General features: G+C 68.1%; 21 protein-coding genes. 8 read left to right on the top strand and 13 right to left on the bottom strand.

The window, feature by feature from the left end; all coding sequences use genetic code 11:
• Nucleotides 1-58: 58 nt before the first annotated feature.
• Complete coding sequence (gene typA / locus ACFOD4_RS08070; RefSeq protein ID WP_379595435.1) at nt 59-1888, bottom strand: translational GTPase TypA; 1830 nt, start codon at nt 1886-1888, stop codon at nt 59-61.
• A 293-nt stretch (nt 1889-2181) separates the two neighbouring features.
• Here typA and ACFOD4_RS08065 point away from each other — a divergent pair, with 293 nt between their 5' ends.
• A complete protein-coding gene (locus tag ACFOD4_RS08065) occupies nt 2182-3195 on the top strand; it encodes a Bug family tripartite tricarboxylate transporter substrate binding protein (protein ID WP_379595434.1) in 1014 nt (337 codons plus the stop codon).
• A gap of 13 nt (nt 3196-3208) precedes the next feature.
• On the opposite strand, the gene ACFOD4_RS08060 is transcribed toward ACFOD4_RS08065, so the two are convergent.
• A complete protein-coding gene (locus ACFOD4_RS08060) occupies nt 3209-3529 on the bottom strand; it encodes a hypothetical protein (RefSeq protein ID WP_379595433.1) in 321 nt (106 codons plus the stop codon).
• A 205-nt stretch (nt 3530-3734) separates the two neighbouring features.
• On the opposite strand from ACFOD4_RS08060, the gene ACFOD4_RS08055 reads away from it, so the two are divergent.
• The gene (locus ACFOD4_RS08055; protein WP_379595432.1) at nt 3735-4148 is read left to right on the top strand and encodes a DUF3775 domain-containing protein; all 414 of its coding nucleotides are present in this window, start codon (nt 3735-3737) and stop codon (nt 4146-4148) included.
• A 44-nt stretch (nt 4149-4192) separates the two neighbouring features.
• Here ACFOD4_RS08055 and ACFOD4_RS08050 read toward each other — a convergent pair whose 3' ends face one another.
• Nucleotides 4193-4924 carry a DUF1194 domain-containing protein gene (locus ACFOD4_RS08050; RefSeq protein ID WP_379595431.1) on the bottom strand — a complete coding sequence of 244 codons (732 nt, stop codon included), beginning with the start codon at nt 4922-4924 and terminating at the stop codon, nt 4193-4195.
• A gap of 232 nt (nt 4925-5156) precedes the next feature.
• Here ACFOD4_RS08050 and ACFOD4_RS08045 point away from each other — a divergent pair, with 232 nt between their 5' ends.
• Nucleotides 5157-6383, top strand: a complete 1227-nt coding sequence (locus ACFOD4_RS08045) for a YeeE/YedE family protein (protein WP_379595430.1) — start codon at nt 5157-5159, stop codon at nt 6381-6383.
• 18 nt (nt 6384-6401) lie between these two features.
• Here ACFOD4_RS08045 and ACFOD4_RS08040 read toward each other — a convergent pair whose 3' ends face one another.
• The 8 genes from ACFOD4_RS08040 to ACFOD4_RS08005 form a co-directional block, all read right to left on the bottom strand.
• Nucleotides 6402-7298: a DMT family transporter gene (locus ACFOD4_RS08040; protein ID WP_379595429.1), complete on the bottom strand. Its 897-nt coding sequence runs from the start codon at nt 7296-7298 to the stop codon at nt 6402-6404.
• A 254-nt stretch (nt 7299-7552) separates the two neighbouring features.
• On the bottom strand, nt 7553-8347 hold the full coding sequence (gene ccmI, locus ACFOD4_RS08035; protein WP_379595428.1) for a c-type cytochrome biogenesis protein CcmI: 795 nt from the start codon (nt 8345-8347) through the stop codon (nt 7553-7555).
• Nucleotides 8347-8811, bottom strand: coding sequence for a cytochrome c-type biogenesis protein (locus ACFOD4_RS08030; protein WP_379595427.1), 465 nt, complete (start codon nt 8809-8811; stop codon nt 8347-8349). The genes ccmI and ACFOD4_RS08030 overlap by 1 nt, the downstream gene beginning before the upstream one ends.
• A complete protein-coding gene (locus ACFOD4_RS08025) occupies nt 8811-9368 on the bottom strand; it encodes a DsbE family thiol:disulfide interchange protein (RefSeq protein ID WP_379595426.1) in 558 nt (185 codons plus the stop codon). Before ACFOD4_RS08025 ends, ACFOD4_RS08030 begins: the two co-directional genes overlap by 1 nt.
• The gene (locus ACFOD4_RS08020; RefSeq protein ID WP_379595425.1) at nt 9365-11329 is read right to left on the bottom strand and encodes a heme lyase CcmF/NrfE family subunit; all 1965 of its coding nucleotides are present in this window, start codon (nt 11327-11329) and stop codon (nt 9365-9367) included. The genes ACFOD4_RS08025 and ACFOD4_RS08020 overlap by 4 nt, the downstream gene beginning before the upstream one ends.
• Entirely contained in the window at nt 11326-11844 is a 519-nt protein-coding gene (gene ccmE / locus ACFOD4_RS08015) for a cytochrome c maturation protein CcmE (protein ID WP_379595424.1), read from the bottom strand. Before ccmE ends, ACFOD4_RS08020 begins: the two co-directional genes overlap by 4 nt.
• Nucleotides 11841-11999 carry a hypothetical protein gene (locus ACFOD4_RS08010; RefSeq protein WP_379595423.1) on the bottom strand — a complete coding sequence of 53 codons (159 nt, stop codon included), beginning with the start codon at nt 11997-11999 and terminating at the stop codon, nt 11841-11843. The genes ccmE and ACFOD4_RS08010 overlap by 4 nt, the downstream gene beginning before the upstream one ends.
• Entirely contained in the window at nt 11996-12790 is a 795-nt protein-coding gene (locus ACFOD4_RS08005; RefSeq protein ID WP_379595422.1) for a heme ABC transporter permease, read from the bottom strand. The genes ACFOD4_RS08010 and ACFOD4_RS08005 overlap by 4 nt, the downstream gene beginning before the upstream one ends.
• Nucleotides 12791-12903: 113 nt before the next feature.
• Between ACFOD4_RS08005 and ACFOD4_RS08000 the strand changes: the two genes are divergently transcribed.
• Together ACFOD4_RS08000 and ACFOD4_RS07995 are read left to right on the top strand one after the other, a co-directional pair.
• Entirely contained in the window at nt 12904-13197 is a 294-nt protein-coding gene (locus ACFOD4_RS08000; protein WP_379595421.1) for a YciI family protein, read from the top strand.
• A complete protein-coding gene (locus tag ACFOD4_RS07995; RefSeq protein WP_379595420.1) occupies nt 13197-13625 on the top strand; it encodes an EVE domain-containing protein in 429 nt (142 codons plus the stop codon). The genes ACFOD4_RS08000 and ACFOD4_RS07995 overlap by 1 nt, the downstream gene beginning before the upstream one ends.
• A gap of 3 nt (nt 13626-13628) precedes the next feature.
• Here the strand turns inward: ACFOD4_RS07995 and ACFOD4_RS07990 are convergent, their stop codons facing one another.
• Nucleotides 13629-14084 carry a hypothetical protein gene (locus ACFOD4_RS07990; protein ID WP_379595419.1) on the bottom strand — a complete coding sequence of 152 codons (456 nt, stop codon included), beginning with the start codon at nt 14082-14084 and terminating at the stop codon, nt 13629-13631.
• 153 nt (nt 14085-14237) lie between these two features.
• On the opposite strand from ACFOD4_RS07990, the gene ACFOD4_RS07985 reads away from it, so the two are divergent.
• Nucleotides 14238-14588, top strand: a complete 351-nt coding sequence (locus ACFOD4_RS07985; RefSeq protein ID WP_379595418.1) for a Rieske (2Fe-2S) protein — start codon at nt 14238-14240, stop codon at nt 14586-14588.
• A gap of 26 nt (nt 14589-14614) precedes the next feature.
• Here ACFOD4_RS07985 and ACFOD4_RS07980 read toward each other — a convergent pair whose 3' ends face one another.
• Nucleotides 14615-15637, bottom strand: a complete 1023-nt coding sequence (locus ACFOD4_RS07980; protein ID WP_379595417.1) for a patatin-like phospholipase family protein — start codon at nt 15635-15637, stop codon at nt 14615-14617.
• Between the two features lie 158 nt (nt 15638-15795).
• Here ACFOD4_RS07980 and acs point away from each other — a divergent pair, with 158 nt between their 5' ends.
• Both acs and ACFOD4_RS07970 read left to right on the top strand, forming a co-directional pair.
• On the top strand, nt 15796-17730 hold the full coding sequence (gene acs / locus ACFOD4_RS07975) for an acetate--CoA ligase (RefSeq protein ID WP_379595416.1): 1935 nt from the start codon (nt 15796-15798) through the stop codon (nt 17728-17730).
• 109 nt (nt 17731-17839) lie between these two features.
• Nucleotides 17840-18334: a hypothetical protein gene (locus ACFOD4_RS07970; RefSeq protein ID WP_379595415.1), complete on the top strand. Its 495-nt coding sequence runs from the start codon at nt 17840-17842 to the stop codon at nt 18332-18334.
• The last annotated feature ends 5 nt before the right edge of the window (nt 18335-18339 follow it).

Raw genomic sequence — 18339 nt, 5'->3', positions numbered from 1 at the left:
CCAGGCCGGAGCCGAATGGTGAACATGAAAAAGGGAGCCGAAGCTCCCCTCTCACGGATCAGGCCGCCTCGCTCTCGGCGCGACGGGCGTGCTTCTTACGCTCATGCGGATCGAGGTAGCGCTTGCGCAGGCGCACCGCGGTCGGCGTCACCTCCACCAGCTCGTCATCCTCGATGTAGGCGATGGCCTGCTCCAGGCTCATGCGGCGCGGCGGGGTCAGAAGCAGGGCCTCGTCCTTACCGGCGGCGCGGACGTTGGTCAGCTTCTTTTCCTTGATCGGGTTCACGTCGAGGTCGTTCTCGCGCGAATGCTCGCCCAGGATCAGGCCGGTGTAGACCTTGTGGCCCGGGTCCACAAACAGCGCGCCACGCTCCTGCAGCGCGAACAGCGCGTACTGCACCGCCTCGCCATCGGAGTTGGAGATCAGGCTGCCCTTGACGCGGCCGGCAATGGGCCCGGCCCAGGGCTGGTAGCCCAGGAACAGGCGGTTCATCATGCCCGTGCCGCGCGTGTCGGTCATGAACTCGCCGTGGTAGCCGATCAGGCCGCGCGACGGGATGTGGAAGGTCAGGCGCACCTTGCCACCGCCGGAGGGGCGCATGTCCTGCATCATGCCCTTGCGCAGCGACATCTTCTCGACGACCACGCCCGAATATTCCTCATCAACATCGATGATGGCTTCCTCGAACGGCTCTTCCTTCTCGCCCGTCTCCGGGTTGACCTGGGTCAGCACGCGCGGGCGGCCGATGGTCAGCTCGAACCCCTCGCGGCGCATCGTCTCGATCAACACGCCGAGCTGCAGCTCGCCGCGGCCGGCCACCTCGAAGGCGTCCACTTCCTCGGACACCTTCACCTTGATGGCGACATTGCCCTCGGTCTCCTTGAAGAGACGGTCGCGGATCTGGCGCGAGGTGACCTTCTTGCCTTCACGGCCGCCGAGCGGGCCGTCATTGATGCGGAAGGTCATGCTGAGCGTCGGCGGATCGATGGGGATCGCGTGCAGCGGCGCCGTCACCTCGGGAGAGGCGATGGTGTCGGGGATGGTCGCGTCCGACAGGCCGGCAATGGCGCAGATGTCACCCGCCTGCACTTCGTCGACCGGAACGCGGTCGAGGCCGGAGAAGGTCATCAGCTTGGTCAGGCGGCCGGTCTCGACCACCGATCCGTCCTGGCGGAGCACGCGCACCGGCATGTTGGTGCGGGCGGTGCCCTGCTCGATGCGCCCGGTGAGCACGCGGCCGAGGAAGTTGTCGGCCTCCAGGATGGTCGCGTTCATGGCGAACGGCGCATCGACATCAACCGTGGGCGCCGGCACGTGGCTCAGGATCAGGTCGAACATCGGCGACAGGTCCTTGCGCGGACCGTCCATCGTCAGGTCGGCCCAGCCCTGGCGGCCGGACGCGAACATGGTGTGGAAGTCGAGCTGCTCATCCGAGGCGCCGAGGGCGGCGAACAGGTCGAACACCTCGTTCAGCACTTCGTCGGCGCGGGCGTCCTGGCGATCGACCTTGTTGATGACCACGATCGGCTTCAGGCCACGGGCCAGCGCCTTGGTCAGCACGAACTTGGTCTGGGGCAGCGGGCCCTCGGCGGCGTCGCACAGCACAATGGCGCCATCCACCATGGACAGGATGCGCTCCACCTCACCGCCAAAGTCGGCGTGGCCCGGTGTGTCGACAATGTTGATCTTCACGCCCTTCCACTCGACGGCGGTGGACTTGGCGAGAATGGTGATGCCGCGCTCACGCTCCAGGTCATTGCGGTCCATGGCGCGTTCGGCGACGGCCTGGTTGGCGCGGAAGGCACCTGCCTGCTTCAGCAGGTTGTCCACCAGGGTGGTCTTCCCATGGTCGACGTGGGCGATGATGGCGACGTTGCGCAATTCCATAAGGCGGGCAGTCCCAAGGCTGCGCCGCCTATGCACACGGCCCAAAACCCCCTGCGCCGGCTTGGCGCGGGGTCGGGCGGGGCGGGCCTGGCGGCTTGTTGCGGCGCACAGATAGGATGGCTGGCCGAAAAAAGCGAGCTTTTCCGGCCAGCCGCGCATGCAGGTCTGGGCTGAGGCGAACAGGAGGCAGGATTTCGGTTGCGCAACGCTCTGCGCCGCAGCATGGCTTGTGGCTGACACGCCGTTCATCGAGTCCCTCTCCAAGGGAGGGCACGGCGTGTGGGGAACGACCAATGACTCAAGATAGCAAGCCGGCTGCGACCCGGCGTGGCCTGTTGCAGGCCAGCCTCGGCGGTGGGGCCGCGCTGACCGGCCTGTCACTGCCACGCTTGGCGCGAGCACAGGCCTGGCCGACCCGGCCGGTAACGCTGGTGGTGGGTTTCCCCCCTGGCGGTCAGACCGATTTCGCGGCGCGCGTCATCCAGAATGGGCTTTCCGCCGCTCTCGGGCAGCCGGTGGTGATCGACAACCGCGCCGGTGCCGGCGGAAACCTCGGCACGGAAAACGTGCTGCGTGCGCGGCCGGACGGCTATACGCTGCTGGCCTGCAACACCAGTCCGATGGCGATCAACCCGCATACCTTCCCGGGCATGACCATCAATCCGCTGGAACTGGTGAACATTGGTCTGGCGCTGCAATCCTCGCTGATCCTCTGCGTGCATCCCTCGGTACCCGCGAAGGACGCCAATGAGCTGACAGCCTGGATCAAGACGCAGCCCAAGGGCGTCGATTACGGCGTCGCCAGCGCCGGCAGCCTGTCCCACTGCGCCATGGAACTGTTCCGCGCGCGCATCGGCAATCCGGCGATGGAGAGCATTCCCTATCGCGGCAGCGGTCCGGCCATCCAGGATTTCATCGCGGGCCGGTTCAGCGCCATGTTCGACGCTGCCTCGGTGGTGGCACCCTTCGTGAAGGCGGGACAGCTGCGCGGCATCCTGGCCACGGGTGCGCAGCGTTCCCCGGCCTTCCCCGAGATTCCCACCGCCGCCGAGCAGGGACTGCAGGATTTCACCTTCACGGCCTGGATCGGCCTTTCAGCACCGCGCGGCACGCCGCCCGAGATCGTGCAGAAGGTGAACGAGGCCTTGAACAAGGCCCTGTCCGATCCTGCGGTGCGCGACCGTATCACAGGGCAGGGTGACGAGCCCGGCGGCGGCGATCCTGCGAGCTTTGACGCCACCGTCCGGCGGGATCATGCCCGCTGGGGGGAGGTGGTGCGGGCCAGCAAGATCACAGTGGAAGGCTAAACGCCCGGGTTGTTCACAGCCGGTAGACTGCCCGCGCGGCACCGCTGAAGGGACGCTTCGGGTCCAGCTTCTCCACGGCGCAGAGATGCAGCGCCTGGTGCATGGCTGGCTCGGGCGGCACTTCGGCCTCCGCTGCGGCTTCCGGGTCTGCCTCAGGCGTGGCGACGGTCTGCCAGGCGACCCGTTGCGGCATCACCGAGCGGAAGAGAGGAGCCATCCTGGAACAGGCGGGGTCTTCCGCCAGGCCGTGCTGGAGCCCGGCCGGACGGAGAAGGGAGGGTCGGCCATCGGGAACGAGGCCGGAGGCGGGCGATGCGGGGGCCATCGAAGCCAAAAAGAACGCTCCGACGACAACCGCTGCCACGGGGGGAAGCAACGATGTCGGATGCATGGCGGAACAACGAATTCTGGTTCGCTCTTGTTGCAGAAACAGAACTCGGCTGCACAACACAAAAACTTTTGCGCAACCTCCGCCGCCCTTAATGTCTTCGCGAGCGAGGACGCCCCGATACCGGGCCCGACACCAGAGAGGAGACCCGATGAGCGACACCCCCGATGATGAGGATGGCGGCGAGGTCGATCTGGGCATCAGCCTGGAGACCGTGGCGACGGTGGTGGACCACATCCGCGCCATCCAGGATGGCGACGAGCCCGATGAATTCGATACCGACGACGAGTCGGAGGAGATCGAGGAGGAGGATCTCGATGCCGAGACCCTGGCCGCTTTCATCGAGGAACTGAACGAGGATGAGCAGGCGGCGCTGGTGGCGCTGGCCTGGATCGGACGTGGGGACCACGAGCCCGAGGAATGGGCCGAGGCGCTGCGGCTGGCCAAGGAAAGGTCGGCGGCGGGCGGCACGGCCGATTACCTGCTGGGCCTCGACATGGCTGGCGATCTGCTGGCCGAGGGCCTGGGCGCATTCGGCTTCTCGGTCGAGGATATCGAGCGCTGACCAGGGCGCCGGCCCCCTGAAGGGGGCTGCGCCTGGCCATCGGGTCAGGCGGGCTGGAGCGGCATGGGGCGGCCGGCGATCTCGCGGATCAGCTTTCGCCGCACCGCCGCTCCGAAGCTGGTGAAATCATCCGCCGCGACCAGAAAGGCTCCCGGCCCTCCGATCACCGACTCGGCAAAGTATTGATCGAGCGGCACGGCCGGGCGGCGCCCGAAGCTCGGGCGGTCATTCATGATCGGCAACCCGTTGATGACGATGCCGCGGGCCACGGCGGCGTCGCGCGCCTGCTCCACCGGCTGGCCGGAATTGTTGACCCCGTCCCCGGAGATGTCGATCACCTTGCGCATGCCTTCGAAGGGCGATTGCTCCAGCAGGGCCATGCCGAAGGTAATGGCGCCCGAGATCGAGGTCCAGGACAAGGACGCTCTTGGCGCTTCGGCCAGGGCGCTGGCCCAGCGCTCGGCATCGGCTGTCCCGGACAGCTTCATCCAGGGCAGCAATTGCCGCTGATACTCCGCGCCGGCCCATTCCATGTAGGTGACTGCCACGGCACCCAGCATGCCGCCCTGCACCGCCTCGATCACCCGAGGGTCCGTGATCGCCGCGCGATAGCCCTCCCGCTGCAGCTTCGCCTCATCCTCATCCACCGAGCGCGACACATCCACCGCAAGGACAAGCAGCACATCCACGGCTTCGGGCTCCGCATGGGCACGCGGCGGCATCAGAGAAGAACCGGCGACCGCTCCGCCCGCCATCAGCAAGGATCGTCTCCGCATCACCCGCCTCCCGCATTCGCGAAGCCTTCAGCAAAGCAACTCAAGCCGGGGGGCGTGCAACTTTTTCGTGTGCAAGTTCCCGTGTTCGCTCGTGGCTACGCCGCGAAAGCAGGTTCACCGATCGAGCAATGTGTTTTCGGCAACCCCCACATCTTCTCCGTGAAACAGGGGCTGTGTGCCACTAGATACTCGCTGCGCCTGCCGCAACACGGCGCCCTTCCGGAAAGATTCCATGTCCGCGACAACCTACACGCCGCCCGCCCGGCCATTCGCCCCTATTCAGTTCCCGGCAGCACTCGCGGCCGCAGCCCTCCTTCTCGGCGGGATGATCCTGATCGGCGCGCAGGTCAGCGCCCGACAGGCGGGGCTTTACCTGCTCGGCGGCGCGCTCGGGCTCGTGCTCTACCACGCGGCTTTCGGCTTCACCTCGGCCTGGCGCGTCTTTATCGCCGATCGCCGTGGCGAGGGGCTGCGCGCCCAGATGCTGATGCTGGCCGTTGCCGTGCTGTTGTTTTTTCCCGTGTTGCAGGCAGGCTCGCTCTGGGGGCAGCCGGTCCAGGGGCTGGTTGCCCCTGTCGGGATGGGCATGATCTTCGGTGCCTTTCTTTTCGGCATCGGCATGCAGATGGGCGGCGGCTGCGCATCCGGCACGCTTTACACGGCGGGCGGTGGCTCGGTGCGGATGGTGCTGACACTGGTGGCGTTTATCGCCGGCTCGGCGCTTGGAGCCGCGCATCTGCACTGGTGGGCCGCCCTGCCGTCCTTGCCGCGCATCTCGGCGGTGCAGAGCTGGGGCGCGGGGCCAGCCATTCTGGTCAACCTCGCAGTGTTCGCCGTCATCGCCGCAGGCACCGTCTGGCTGGAGAAGCGTCGCCACGGGCGGCTGGTCACCACTGCGGCGGCACCGCGCCAGGGACCGGCGCGTTTCTTGCGTGGTCCCTGGCCGATTCTGGCCGGCGCCGTCGCGCTGGCGCTGCTGAACTTCGCCACCCTGGCCTTGTCTGGGCGCCCCTGGGGGATCACCTCGGCCTTCGCGCTCTGGGGTTCCAAGGCAGCGATGGCGCTGGGGATCGACGCCGCGTCCTGGCCTTACTGGCAGAACCCGGCCAATGCCGCCGCCCTGCAGAACAGCGTGCTGAACGACATCACCTCGGTCATGGATTTCGGCATCGTCCTGGGCGCGCTGCTGGCGGCTGCCCTGGCCGGACGCTATGCGCCGAATTTCCGCGTTCCGCTGCGCTCGGCCGCCGCGGCCGTGGCGGGTGGGCTGATGCTCGGCTATGGCGCGCGGCTGGCTTATGGCTGCAACATCGGAGCTTATTTCTCCGGGATCGCCTCCGGCAGCCTGCATGGCTGGGTGTGGATGGCGGCGGCCTTCCTCGGCAATGTGCTGGGCACGCGGTTGCGCCCCTTCTTCGGGCTGGAAGTGGAGCGGGTGCCGCGGCAAAGCGGGTGCTGATGCGGGCCGGGTGGCGGCTCAGCCGCCCTGCCGGCGCAGCTTCTGTTCGCGCATGAAGATGAACAGCCCTGCCCCGATGATGATCACCGCCCCCAGCAGGGTCAGCAGCCCGATCACCTCATCGAAGAACAGGTAGCCGAACAGCATCCCCCACAGGATCAGCGTGTACTGGTAGGGGACCACCACCGAGGCCGGCGCGATGCGCAGCGACTGGTTCACGCACAGATTTCCCGTCAGCGATCCCAGCCCCAGGCAGAGCATCAGCGCCAGATCCAGAGTCCCGGGCGATGTCCAGCCCTGCGCCGCCACCAGGGCGCCGCCGAACAACAGGGCGGCCAGGAGCTGCGCCGTCATCAGCACCGTGCCGGGCGTGCTCGCCAGCTTGCGGGTGGCCACCATGAAGCAGGCATAGCTGAAGCTGCCGGCCAAGGCGCAGAGTGCTCCGAAGGACAGCGACTCGGGGGAGGGATGCAGGGCCAGCACCACGCCGCCGAATCCCACCGCCACGGCTGTCCAGCGGCGCCACCCCACCCGTTCGCCCAGTAGAAAGGGGGACATGGCGGTGACATAGATCGGGCCGGCCATGTAATAAGTCATGACCTCGGCTAGCGGCAGCTCTGTCAGCGCCCAGAAGAAGAGCGAGGTTTCCAGCGTCGAGAACACCACCCGCAGCATTTGCAGTCCCGGTCTTTGCGGCCGCAGAAAGGCTTCCGGGCTGGTCCGGCGGATAAAGGGCGCCAGAAAGCAGAGCCCGGCGATGCTTCGCACCAGCAGCAACTGGCCAACCGCGTAGCCGCCCACCAGCCATTTGCCGAGCGCGTCGTTGACAGCGAAAAGAAGAACGCCCAGCAGCATCATAATGACGCCGCCCATGTTGCCGGCGAGCACAGCACCCGGACGCGGGAATGCGGACACGGCGATCTTCCACCCTTCGCGGCCGTTCTTGCCCGGGATGGGACAGCCTGCAGCGCAGCAGTAGCCAGCCGGGGCCATGCTGCAAAGCCTGCGATGCAGGCCTTTCCGTGTTCATCCGGCTTCCAGGGGGCCCCTCCGGCGGGGAGCGGCCGCCGTGCCGGGCGATCTTTACCTGGCCAGAACAGTCTCCACGCATCCAGGTGCATGTTTCCGCTCGCATCCCCGGCTGGCCGTGATCCGAGCTATGCGGGGCGTCAGGGCAGATCCTGCAACTGGCGCTCCAGCAGGGCGCGCCAGGGAGCGTCCTGTGGACTTTCCGCCAGCAGCGCCCGCCAAGTGCTGCGGGCATTGGCATTGCGCCCGGCCCGCGCCTCGGCCAGCCCGGTAAGGTAGCGCAGGCGCGGATCGGCGGGGTCTTGCTGCAGCGCGCGCGCCAGCAAGGCGGAGGCCGCGTCGGTTTCGCCCTGCTGGATGCGCAAATCGGCCATCTCGGCGGCCAGGGCGGGATCGAAGCGGCTCGCCAGGGCACGGTCCCAGGCTTGGGCGGCGGCATCGAGCCGGCCTCGGCCGCGCTCCGCATTGCCCAGCAGGATCCAGCCCTGACGATAAGCCTCGGTGCCGGGGGACGTCTGTTCAAGCCGTGCGCGGAGTTGACCCAGCAGGGCATCGTCCCGTGCCGCCGCTTCCTGCCGTTCCACCAGCGGAGCGGCCGGGATGCCCGGATGACCACCCCATAGGTACAGGCCCAGTCCCAGGGCGGGGATCAGGAACACCGAGGCCGCCAGGATCGCCGCACCACCTCCCTGCTTTCCTTCGACTCCGCGCTCGGGGGCGGCGAGCAGCCGGCGCTGCACCTCCACCGTCGCGGCACGGTGCGCCGCTTCTTCCAGCCGGCCGGCGGCGCGCTCGCGGTCGAGTTCGGCCAGCTGCGCGCGGTACAGGGCGAGGTCGGCTTCGGCACGGCCGGTGGTGCGGGCGGGGCGGAACAGCGCGAAGCCGAGCGGCGCCAGAACCAGCGCCGCCAGCGCCAGAAACAGGACCCAGATCATCAGGACAGGTCTTTCTCCAGCGCGGCGAGGCGGGCGCGCTCCTCCGGCGAGAGCGGATCGGGCTCAGGCGTGACGCGGCGGCGCAGCAGCAGAATGGCGGCGAGCCCGCTGCCGAGCGCGATCAGCGGCGTGCCCCACAGCAGCGCCGTGCCCCAGTTGAAGGGCGGCCGCAACAGCACGAAGTCGCCGTAGCGGGCATGGAGGTAATCCACCACCTGGCCATCGCTGTCGCCCACCGTGACGCGCTCGCGCACGATGCGGCGCAGGTCGCGGGCAAGGTCGGCCTGACTTTCCTCGATCGATTCGTTCTGGCAGACCAGACAGCGGAGCTCGCGGCCGATGGCGCGCGCCCGTTGCTCCTGGGCCGGATCGGGCAGCATCTCGGAGGGGAGGCCCACCGCCAGCGCCGCGCCTGCGAAAGCGAGCCAGAAAGCAAGAGCCAGGGGATGGAGGCGCGCCCGCATCAGCCGTAGCGCCTGAGCAGCGGGCGAATGTCGTGTTCCAGCACATCTGCCGTGATGGGGCCGGCCCAGCGCCAGCGGATGATGCCCTGCCGGTCGATGAAATAGGTTTCCGGCACGCCATAGACGCCCCAGTCGATGGCTACACGGCCGGGCTCGTCCGCTGCCAGCCTCGCGAAGGGATCGCCGTGCCGTGCCAGAAAAGTGGCGGCGTCCTTGGCGCGGTCCTTGTAGTTGATGCCCCAGACCGGCACCCCTTCCCGCGCCAGGTGCATCAGCTGGGGGTGCTCAACGATGCAGGGCACGCACCAGCTCGCCCAGTAATTCACCAGGATCGGACCGGGAAGGTCGCGCAGGTCGGCGGTGGCGAAGCCGGGCTTGCCGGTGCCGTCCACCGGCGGAAGGACGAAATCCGGCGCAGTCTTGCCGACTAGCACAGAGGGCACGCCGCGCGGGTCGTAGTCGCCGGTGCGCATGCCACGCAGCATGCCGTAGAAGCCGGCTGCCCCCGCTGCGGCAAGGCCGAGCGGCGCCAGCACGAGGAGACGGCGGGAGTTCATGCCTTCACCGCCGCGGAAGCCGCCTTGGCGGCGGGCGCGGCTACGCGCACTCGCCGGTCGGTCAGGGAGATCGCCCCGCCCAGCGCCATGATCGCGGCGCCGAGCCAGATCCAGGGCGCCAGGACGTTCCGGTGCAGGCGCAGCACTGCGGCACCATCCTGCTCCTCGCCCAGCACAGCGTAGAGGTCGCCGCCCAGGCCGGTGGCGATGGCGGCTTCGGTGGTGGTGGTCCGGCCCACGGGAAAGAAGCGTCGTTCCGGTGTCAGCACGGCGACATGGCGCCCGTTCCGGGTGACGGTCACGGTGGCGCGCCGGGCAGTCCAATTCGGTCCGATCGCGTCCTCCACCTTGTCCAGGCGCCACTGATAGCCAGACAGGGCAACGCTTTGCCCGGGCCGCACGGAGGAAAGGCTTTCCGTGGCCAGACCCATGCCCGCGATCCCCAGAATGGTCACGCCCAGCCCGGCATGGGCCAACGCCGCGCCCCAGGCGGCGCGCGGCAGGCCCCGCATGCGCGACCATGCGGCGGCGGGCCGGCGGAACAGGGCGATACGATCGAGGATATCGGCCATCGCCCCCAGGATCAGCCACAGCGCGGCGCCGAACCCCAGTGCCGGGCCGACGCGCCAGCCGGCGAAGGCCAGGCACAGCAGCAGCGCGGCGGCGGCACCCAGTGCGGCCCACCACAACCGCTGCAGCACGGGAAAAAGGCGTGCGCGCTTCCACGGCAGCAGAGGGCCGGCCGCCATGGCCAGAACCAGCGGCACGGCGAGCGGCAGGATGGCGGTGTTGAAGAAGGGCGGGCCGACCGAGATCTTCTGCCCGAAGAGCAGGTCGGCGAACATCGGCCACAACGTGCCGGTCAACACCACCGCCGTTGCCGAGCAGAGCAGCAGGTTGTTCAGCACCAGGCCACCTTCCCGTGAAAGCGGCTGGAACACGCCGGTCGGCACCATGGAAGGCGCCCGCCAGGCGAACAAGGCGAAGGCACCGCCGATATAGAAGGCCAGCAGCCCCAGGATGAAAACGCCGCGCTCCGGGTCGTTGGCAAAGGAATGCACCGAGTTCAGCACACCCGAGCGCACCAGAAAGGTGCCCAGCAGGGAGAAGCCAAAGGCCAGCAGCGCCAGCAAAACGGTCCAGACCTTCAGGGCCTCCCGCTTCTCCACCACCACGGCGGAATGCAGCAGGGCGGTGCCGGCCAACCAGGGCAGGAGGGAGGCATTCTCCACCGGATCCCAGAACCAGTAGCCGCCCCAGCCGAGCTCGTAATACGCCCACCAGGAGCCGAGCGCGATGCCCAGCGTCAGGAAGGCCCAGGCGGTCAACGCCCAGGGGCGCACCCAGCGGCCCCAGGCAGCGTCGACCCGCCCCTCCAGCAGGGCGGCGACGGCAAAGGCGAAGGTGACCGCGAAGCCGACATAGCCGAGGTAGAGCAGTGGCGGGTGGAAGGCGAGGCCGGGGTCCTGCAGCAGCGGGTTCAGCCCCTCGCCATCCGGCGCCGGCGGCCAGACGCGGCCGAAAGGGTTGGAGGTGGCGATGATGAAAACCAGGAAGCCGACCGCCACCAGCCCCAGCACGCCCAGCACCCGCGCCTTCAGCGCTGTCGGCAGTTCCCGCCCGAAGCCGGCCACGGCGCCGCCGCAAAGGGCGAGGATCAGCACCCAGAGGACCATCGAGCCCTCATGGTTCCCCCAGGCCCCGGACAGTTTGTAGAGCATCGGCTTGGCCGAGTGGCTGTTCTGCACCACGTTGATCACGCTGGTGTCGTTCACCGCGAACACATAGAGCAACGCGCCGAAGGACGCGGCGCAGGCCAGCATGTGGCCCACCGCCAGCGGAGCCGCGGCGGCCATCATCCGCCCGTCGCTGCGCGCGGCACCCCAGAGCGGCAGCACGGTTTGCGCCACGGCCAGAGCCAGCGCCAGGGCCAGGGCGAAATGCCCGAATTCTCCGATCATCCGCCTGTCCGCCCCGCCTCGGGCTGCATGGTGTTCCAGGACGCTGCCGGCGGAGGGGCGCCCTTCTGCGGGTCCCAATGGCCGGTGCGCTTCAGCGCGTCGGCCACCTCGGGCGGCATGTAGGTCTCGTCGTGCCGCGCCAGCACCTCGCTGGCCCGGAACTGGCCGTCTGCGCCGAGCTTGCCCAGCGTCACCACGCCCTGCCCTTCACGGAACAGGTCCGGCAGCACGCCGACATAGCTGACGGGGATGGTGGCCGGCCCGTCGGTGACGCGGAAGCGCGCCTCGGGCTTGCCCTCGGGCGTGCGGTCCCGGATCACCGATCCGGCTTCCACCAGCCCGCCCAGGCGGAAGGCGCGCTCGGGGCCGGGGTTCTTGCTGGCCACATCGCTCGGTGCCAGGAAGAACACCAGATTGTCCTGGAAGGCGGTGAGGGCGAGGGCCGTGGCTGTGCCGAGGCCGAGCCCCGCCAGCACGACGATCCACAGCCGCCGCTTCTTGCGCGAGAGCTTCAATCCCGCCTCCTCTCTCGCATACTGTTCCGCGATCCCAACAGGGCGACCCGCCGTTTCGCCGCCGTGTGCCGCCGGGCGGCCATGGCCGCCATGATGCCGAACCCCAGCGCCGCCAAGGCCCAGGCGGCCGCGACGTGCCACCAGTGCAGGCTCATGCCGCGCTCTCCTGCCCACGGGCCTGGGCCAGCTGAGCCTGCCGCAGCCGCCGCTCCATCACCCCCGCCCGCACGCGGGCCAGCACCAGCGCGGCAAACAGCAGCGAGAAGCCCATCGCACAGGTGAGGAGCGGGTAGAGCATGTCCATATGCATGCCCGGTGCGCCGATCCGGGTCACCGAGGCGGATTGGTGCAGCGTGTTGAACCAGTCCACCGACCATTTGATGACCGGCAGGTTGACCGCGCCGATCAGCGCCAGGATTGCCCCGGCGCGGGCGCCGCGCTCTTCTTCGTCGAAGGCGCGCACCAGGGCGGCATGGCCGATCCAGAGGAAGAACAGCACCAGCACGGAGGTCATCCGCGCATCCCAGGCCCACCAGGTGCCCCACATCGGCTTGCCCCACAGGCTGCCCGTGGCAAGGCAGAGCGCCGTGACCATGGCGCCGGCCGGGGACAGCTCGCGCGCCGCGATATCGGCCAGCGGGTGGCGCCAGACCAGCGACAGGAGCGAGGCGATGGCGAGTCCCGCATAGCCGGCCATGGCCAGCCAGGCCATCGGAACATGCACATACATGATGCGCACCGTCTCGCCCTGCTGCCAGTCGGGCGGCGAGAAGAACAGCGCCCATGCGGCGCCGGCCCCCGTCACCAGCAGGGCAAAGGCCCAGAGCGGCGGCAGCAGACGGTCGGTCAGGCGCAGAAAGCGGCCTGGATTGGCGAAGCGGTGCAGGCTCCCCGGGCGGGCGGGCACGGGGGCGAGCGGGCGCGAAGAGGGGGCAGGGGTGCTCACACGGCGCAAACTAGAGCCAGCGGCCGCAGGATTGAAGCCGTCGCCTCGCCCGGTTACGTCATTCCACAGTCGCGCAGCGCAAGGGCGCCGCCACATCCAGGGGGAATAACCATATGCTGTTTGCCATCCAGTGCGAGGACAAGCCGGATTCGCTGGACCTTCGTATGGCGACTCGCCCCACCCACCTGGAGTACCTGGACAGCCAGGTGGCTGCCATTCTGCAGGGCGGGCCGGTGCTGGACGCCGAGGGCAAGCCGTGCGGCAGCCTGCTGCTGGTGGACGTGGCCGACCAGGCGGCGGCCGAGGCCTTCGCTGCCGGCGATCCCTATGCCAAGGCCGGGCTGTTCGCCAAGGTGAGCATCCGCCCCTTCCGGCAGGTCTTCTCCGGCGGCGCGCGGATTGCCTGATGCGCCACTGGCTGGTCAAAAGCGAGCCCGACGCGTTTTCCTGGGACCAGCAGGTGGCGAACAAGGTCGAGCCCTGGACCGGCGTGCGCAACGCCCAGGCGGCCAGCCACCTCAAGGCCATGAGGAAGGGGGATCTCGCCTTCTTCTACCATTCCAACCTGGGCAAGGAGATCGTCGGCGTGGTCGAGGTGGCGCGCGAGGCTTATCCCGACCCGACCGAAGAGGTGCCGGAAGGCAAGGCCCCCCGCTGGGTCTGCACCGACATGCGCGCCGTAGGGCCAGTTCCGCGTCCGGTGCCGCTGTCCGCCATCAAGCTGGAGCCCAGGCTGGATGGCATCGCCCTGGTGCGGCAATCGCGGCTCTCGGTCATGCCCATTTCCCTTGAGCACTGGGAAGTGTTGTGCCGCCTGGGCGGATGGAAAGGCTGAGCCTCAGCGCCGGCCTCGGTCATTGAACCAGGGGGTGCCGCGGTTGGACGGAAATTCGGGGCGCATCTCCGGCGGCGGCTGCAGGGCGCCGGGGTCGAGATAGATCTGCACCCCGGTGCCCTGGTTGGCGGGCTGGTCGTTCGGGCCCCAGGCGGGCTCGCCCGGGCGGCGACGGCGGAAATCCCGGTTGATGTCCTCCCGGCCCAGATAGCGGCCGTCGGCATCGTAATGCCGCAGCACCTGCCCGCCGGCCGAACGCTGCGACCGCCCCTCATAGGTGCCCCAGGCATCGTAATGGCGAAGGGTGCCGCCTTGACGCTCCGTCAGGCCGAGATACTGGCCATAGGAATAGCCATACTCGCCACGCGGCTGGGCAGTGGCGGGGGCGGCCGCCAGCAGCAGCGCCGCCAGGGTCAGCCCGTTCCAGACGATGCGCCGCATTGCTTGATCCTTGTCCATGCCGGATCCACAATCTGCGCCCTCGCGGTGAACCGAGGCTTAACCAGGGTGCCGACCCGCTGATCAAGATGCGGGGAGCGCCATCCACGCTGGCTGCCCTGACCATCGTGTGGGAAAGCCGGCGGCCTTGCTCCTGATCCTGAAAGCCGCTCCATGACCGATGAACGTTCGCTTTGCCGCCTGGAGGAGATCCCGGATGGCAAGGCTCGTGGCTTCGCCGGACCGCCAGGTGGCTTCATGGGGCTGCTGGCGGTGCGGCGGGGGGAGGCGGTGTTTGTTTATGTCAATTCCTGCCCGCATATCGGGGTGCCGCTGGAAATGATGCCCGACCGCTTCCTGGATGGGGCGGGGCGGCGCATCCTGTGCGCCGTGCATGGCGCGACTTTTCGCGTGGAGGACGGGTTCTGCCTCACCGGCCCCTGTGCGGGCGATAGCCTGGAGGCCGTGCCCGCGCGCATCGACGCGGAAGGCACCATCTGGGTGCCGGCGGATGCGGGAGCCTGAACTCCGGACCGCCTCCATTCCGCTGTTCAGCGGAGGTCCAGCAGCTGGTCAAGGTCCAGCGTCGAGCGGTGGCCAAGATCGGCCGCATGCGTGGTGAGGAAGCGCGTCGCCGCCTCCCGCCCCGCGTCCCGCAGCATGGTCAGAAAGGGCCATTCGGCGTTCAGCTTGGACGAGTAGCCGAGCTCGGCCATGTTGTCGCTGCTGATGCGGTGGATGCGCATCCTGGCCCAGCGAGCACCCTCGCAATCGCCTGGCTGGGCCACCTGCCGCAGCAAGGCGATCATGCGCAGTTCCTTTAGCAGCGGGGCGTTGAAGGAAATTTCGTTGACGCGGCTCAGGATCTCGCGCGCGGCACGCGGCGTGCTCGGCCGTTCGACCGGGTTGATCTGCACCAGGATGGTGTCGCGTGAGTCGCATTCGCGCACCAGCGGCGTGATGGTCGGGTTGCCGGAATAGCCGCCATCCCAATAGGCCACGCCATCGATTTCCACCGCCTGGAACAGCGTGGGCAGGCAGGCGGAGGCGAGCAGCGTGGCCACGGTGATATCGGCGTTGCGGAACACGCGGCCCTGGCCGGTCCGCACCTCCGTCGCGGTGACGAAGAGCCGGATGGAGGACGAGCGCAACCGGTCGAAATCGACGCTTTCTTCCAGGATCGCGGTCAGCGGGTTGGTGCCGCGCGGATTGAGGTCGTACGGTGAAAGGATCCGGGCCAGAAGATCCATGCCAATGAAGAAGGGCGAATGATCAAGCGTCCAGCGCCCGAGCAGGATGTCGAGCGGGCTGCGCCGGAAGGGGCTGATCCGTGCCGCGTCCGAAACCCGGCGCCAGAACTGCTCCAGCGCCTCGCGCGCCGCCGCAGCGCCGCCCCGGGCATGGGCTGACACCAGCACGGCTGCATTCATCGCCCCGGCCGAGGTGCCGGAAATCCCGTCAATGACGAGCCTGTCTTCCTCAAGGATGCGATCAAGCACGCCCCAGGTGAAGGCGCCGTGCGCGCCGCCACCCTGCAGGGCGAGGTCCACGGGAAGAGGCGAGGATTTTGGCATGGCCGGAACCTCGCAAATCGGTGCCTGCGAGGCAAGGCGCGGGCCTGACGGTTCCAAAACCCCCACGCTGCGCGTGGCTTGACGGAGATGGGGCCCCGGAGGCCCAATGGCGCAAAACGGGGGCGGCCATTCTGCTTGCGCCCCCGGGAGGAGTGCGAATGACGGATCACAGCGTAATCCCCGTGAAGCCCGAGCTGGCGGCACAGGCCGGGATCGATGCGAAGCGGCGTGCCGCCATGGTCGAGCAGGCGGCGCGCGACCCGGAAGGATTCTGGCGGGAGGAGGCGAAGCGCATCGCCTGGATGACTCCGCCGACCAGGATCAAGAACACCTCCTTCGAAGGCGATGTGTCCATCAAATGGTTCGAGGACGGGGTGCTGAACGCCTCCGTCTCCTGCCTCGACAAGCACCTGCCCGAGCGTGGCGACCAAGTGGCCATCATCTGGGAAGGCGATGACCCGAACAGCGATGCCAAGCTCACTTACCGGGAACTGCATCAGCGCGTCTGCCGCATGGCCAATGCGCTGCGCTCGCTCGGCGTGAAGAAGGGCGACCGCGTCACGCTGTACCTGCCCATGATCGTCGAGGCGGCGGTGGCGATGCTGGCCTGCGCCCGCATCGGTGCAGTGCATTCCATCGTGTTCGGCGGCTTCTCCCCCGACAGCCTGGCAACGCGCATCCAGGAAAGCGGCAGCACGCTGCTGATCACCGCCGATCAGGGACGGCGCGGCGGGCGCGTGACGCCGCTCAAGACCAACGCCGACGAGGCTCTGAAATCCTGCCCGTCCATCCAGCACGTCGTCGTGGTGCGCAATACCGGCAACGACGTGCCGATGCAGGAAGGGCGTGACAACTGGTGGCACACCCTGTCCGACGCGGCCGAGGCCGATTGCGCGCCGGAGCCGATGAACGCCGAGGATCCGCTCTTCATTCTCTACACCTCCGGCTCCACCGGAAAGCCAAAGGGCGTGCTGCACACCACCGGCGGCTACATGGTCTGGGCCAGCTTCACGCACCAGCACGTGTTCGACTATCGCCCGGGTGAAGTCTACTGGTGCACCGCCGATGTGGGGTGGGTGACCGGCCACAGCTACATCGTCTACGGCCCGCTGGCCAACGGCGCCACCACGCTGATGTTCGAGGGCGTTCCGAACTACCCGGGCATCGACCGCTGCTGGCAGGTGGTGGACAAGCACAAGGTCAACATCTTCTACACTGCCCCCACCGCCATCCGCGCCCTGATGCGGGAAGGCGAGGCGCCGGTGAAGAAGTGGTCGCGGCAATCCCTGCGCGTGCTCGGCTCGGTCGGCGAGCCGATCAACCCGGAAGCCTGGCTCTGGTACTACCGCGTGGTTGGCGATGAGCGCTGCCCGGTCGTGGACACTTGGTGGCAGACCGAGACCGGCGGCATCCTGATCTCGCCCCTGCCGGGTGCCGTGGACCTGAAGCCCGGCTCCGCGACGCTGCCGCTGCCTGGGGTGCTTCCCGCGCTGGTTGACGGCGAAGGCAACATCCTGGACGGAGCGACGGACGGCAACCTCGTCATGCTCGATGCCTGGCCCGGCATGATGCGCAGCGTGTACGGCGACCATGAGCGCTTCATCCAGACCTATTTCTCGACCTTCCCAGGAAAATACTTCTCGGGGGACGGGGCGCGGCGCGACGAGGATGGCTACTACTGGATCACCGGCCGGGTCGACGATGTGCTGAACGTGTCCGGACACCGCATGGGCACGGCCGAGATCGAGAGCGCCCTTGTCGCTCATCCCAAGGTAGCCGAGGCGGCCGTGGTCGGCATGCCGCACGCGCTGAAGGGCCAGGGCATCTATGCCTACGTGACGCTGAATGCCGGCGAGGAGCCAACCGACGCGCTGAAGAAGGAGCTGGTGGCATGGGTCCGCAAGGAGATCGGCCCGATCGCCTCCCCCGACGCCATCCAGTGGGCACCGGGCCTGCCCAAGACACGCTCGGGCAAGATCATGCGCCGCATCCTGCGCAAGATTGCGGCCGACGAGACCGATAGCCTGGGCGACACCTCGACCCTGGCCGATCCGACCGTGGTCGAGGAGCTGGTGGAGAACCGGGTGCGCTGACGGTCCGGGGCGGCGATGCGCGCACCGCATAGCCGCTTCCCGCTGGATCATGGCAACCGGCGTGGGCCGCGCCGCGTCTATGGCGGCAGATCACCACGGAGCGGCACACATGCAAGACCGGCCGCAACTCTGCAACGAATACGACATCGATGCCCTGCGAAGGCTTTCCTTTGTGCGCGAGGAAATCCGCTTCGAGATGGGCCTCCTGCACAACCGGGCAAATGCATTGATCGGCGCGGAAGCCTTTCTGACCATTGCCTTCACCACGGCCATGAGCAACGTCAACACCGATTGGGGGCCGTTCTTCACCCTGCTGGTGCCAACAACGCTGGCCGTGATCGGCATCATCCTGGCGGTGATTTCCCGTCCCGGCATCCGCACCAGCCTGACAATCATCGCCGAGTGGAATGTTCGCCAGCGTGAGGTGATGGTGGCAGATGCGCCCCTCACACGGGCGATGTGGCGTCATGCGGTGCTCGTCAACAACTATGAGCGCCCGGAACCCGAGCACCGCAGCATGATGTTCTTTCAGCTGGTGCCGATGGTGTTCATCGTCAGCTGGACGGTGCTGCTCAGCATCTCGTTGGCGCTTCAGCTGAGCTGACCGCT

This window comes from Teichococcus globiformis, assembly GCF_042646265.1.
Lineage (GTDB): Bacteria > Pseudomonadota > Alphaproteobacteria > Acetobacterales > Acetobacteraceae > Pseudoroseomonas > Pseudoroseomonas globiformis.
The sequence above is the reverse complement of the archived record's forward strand: the minus strand, read 5'-3'. Positions and strand labels throughout refer to the sequence as shown.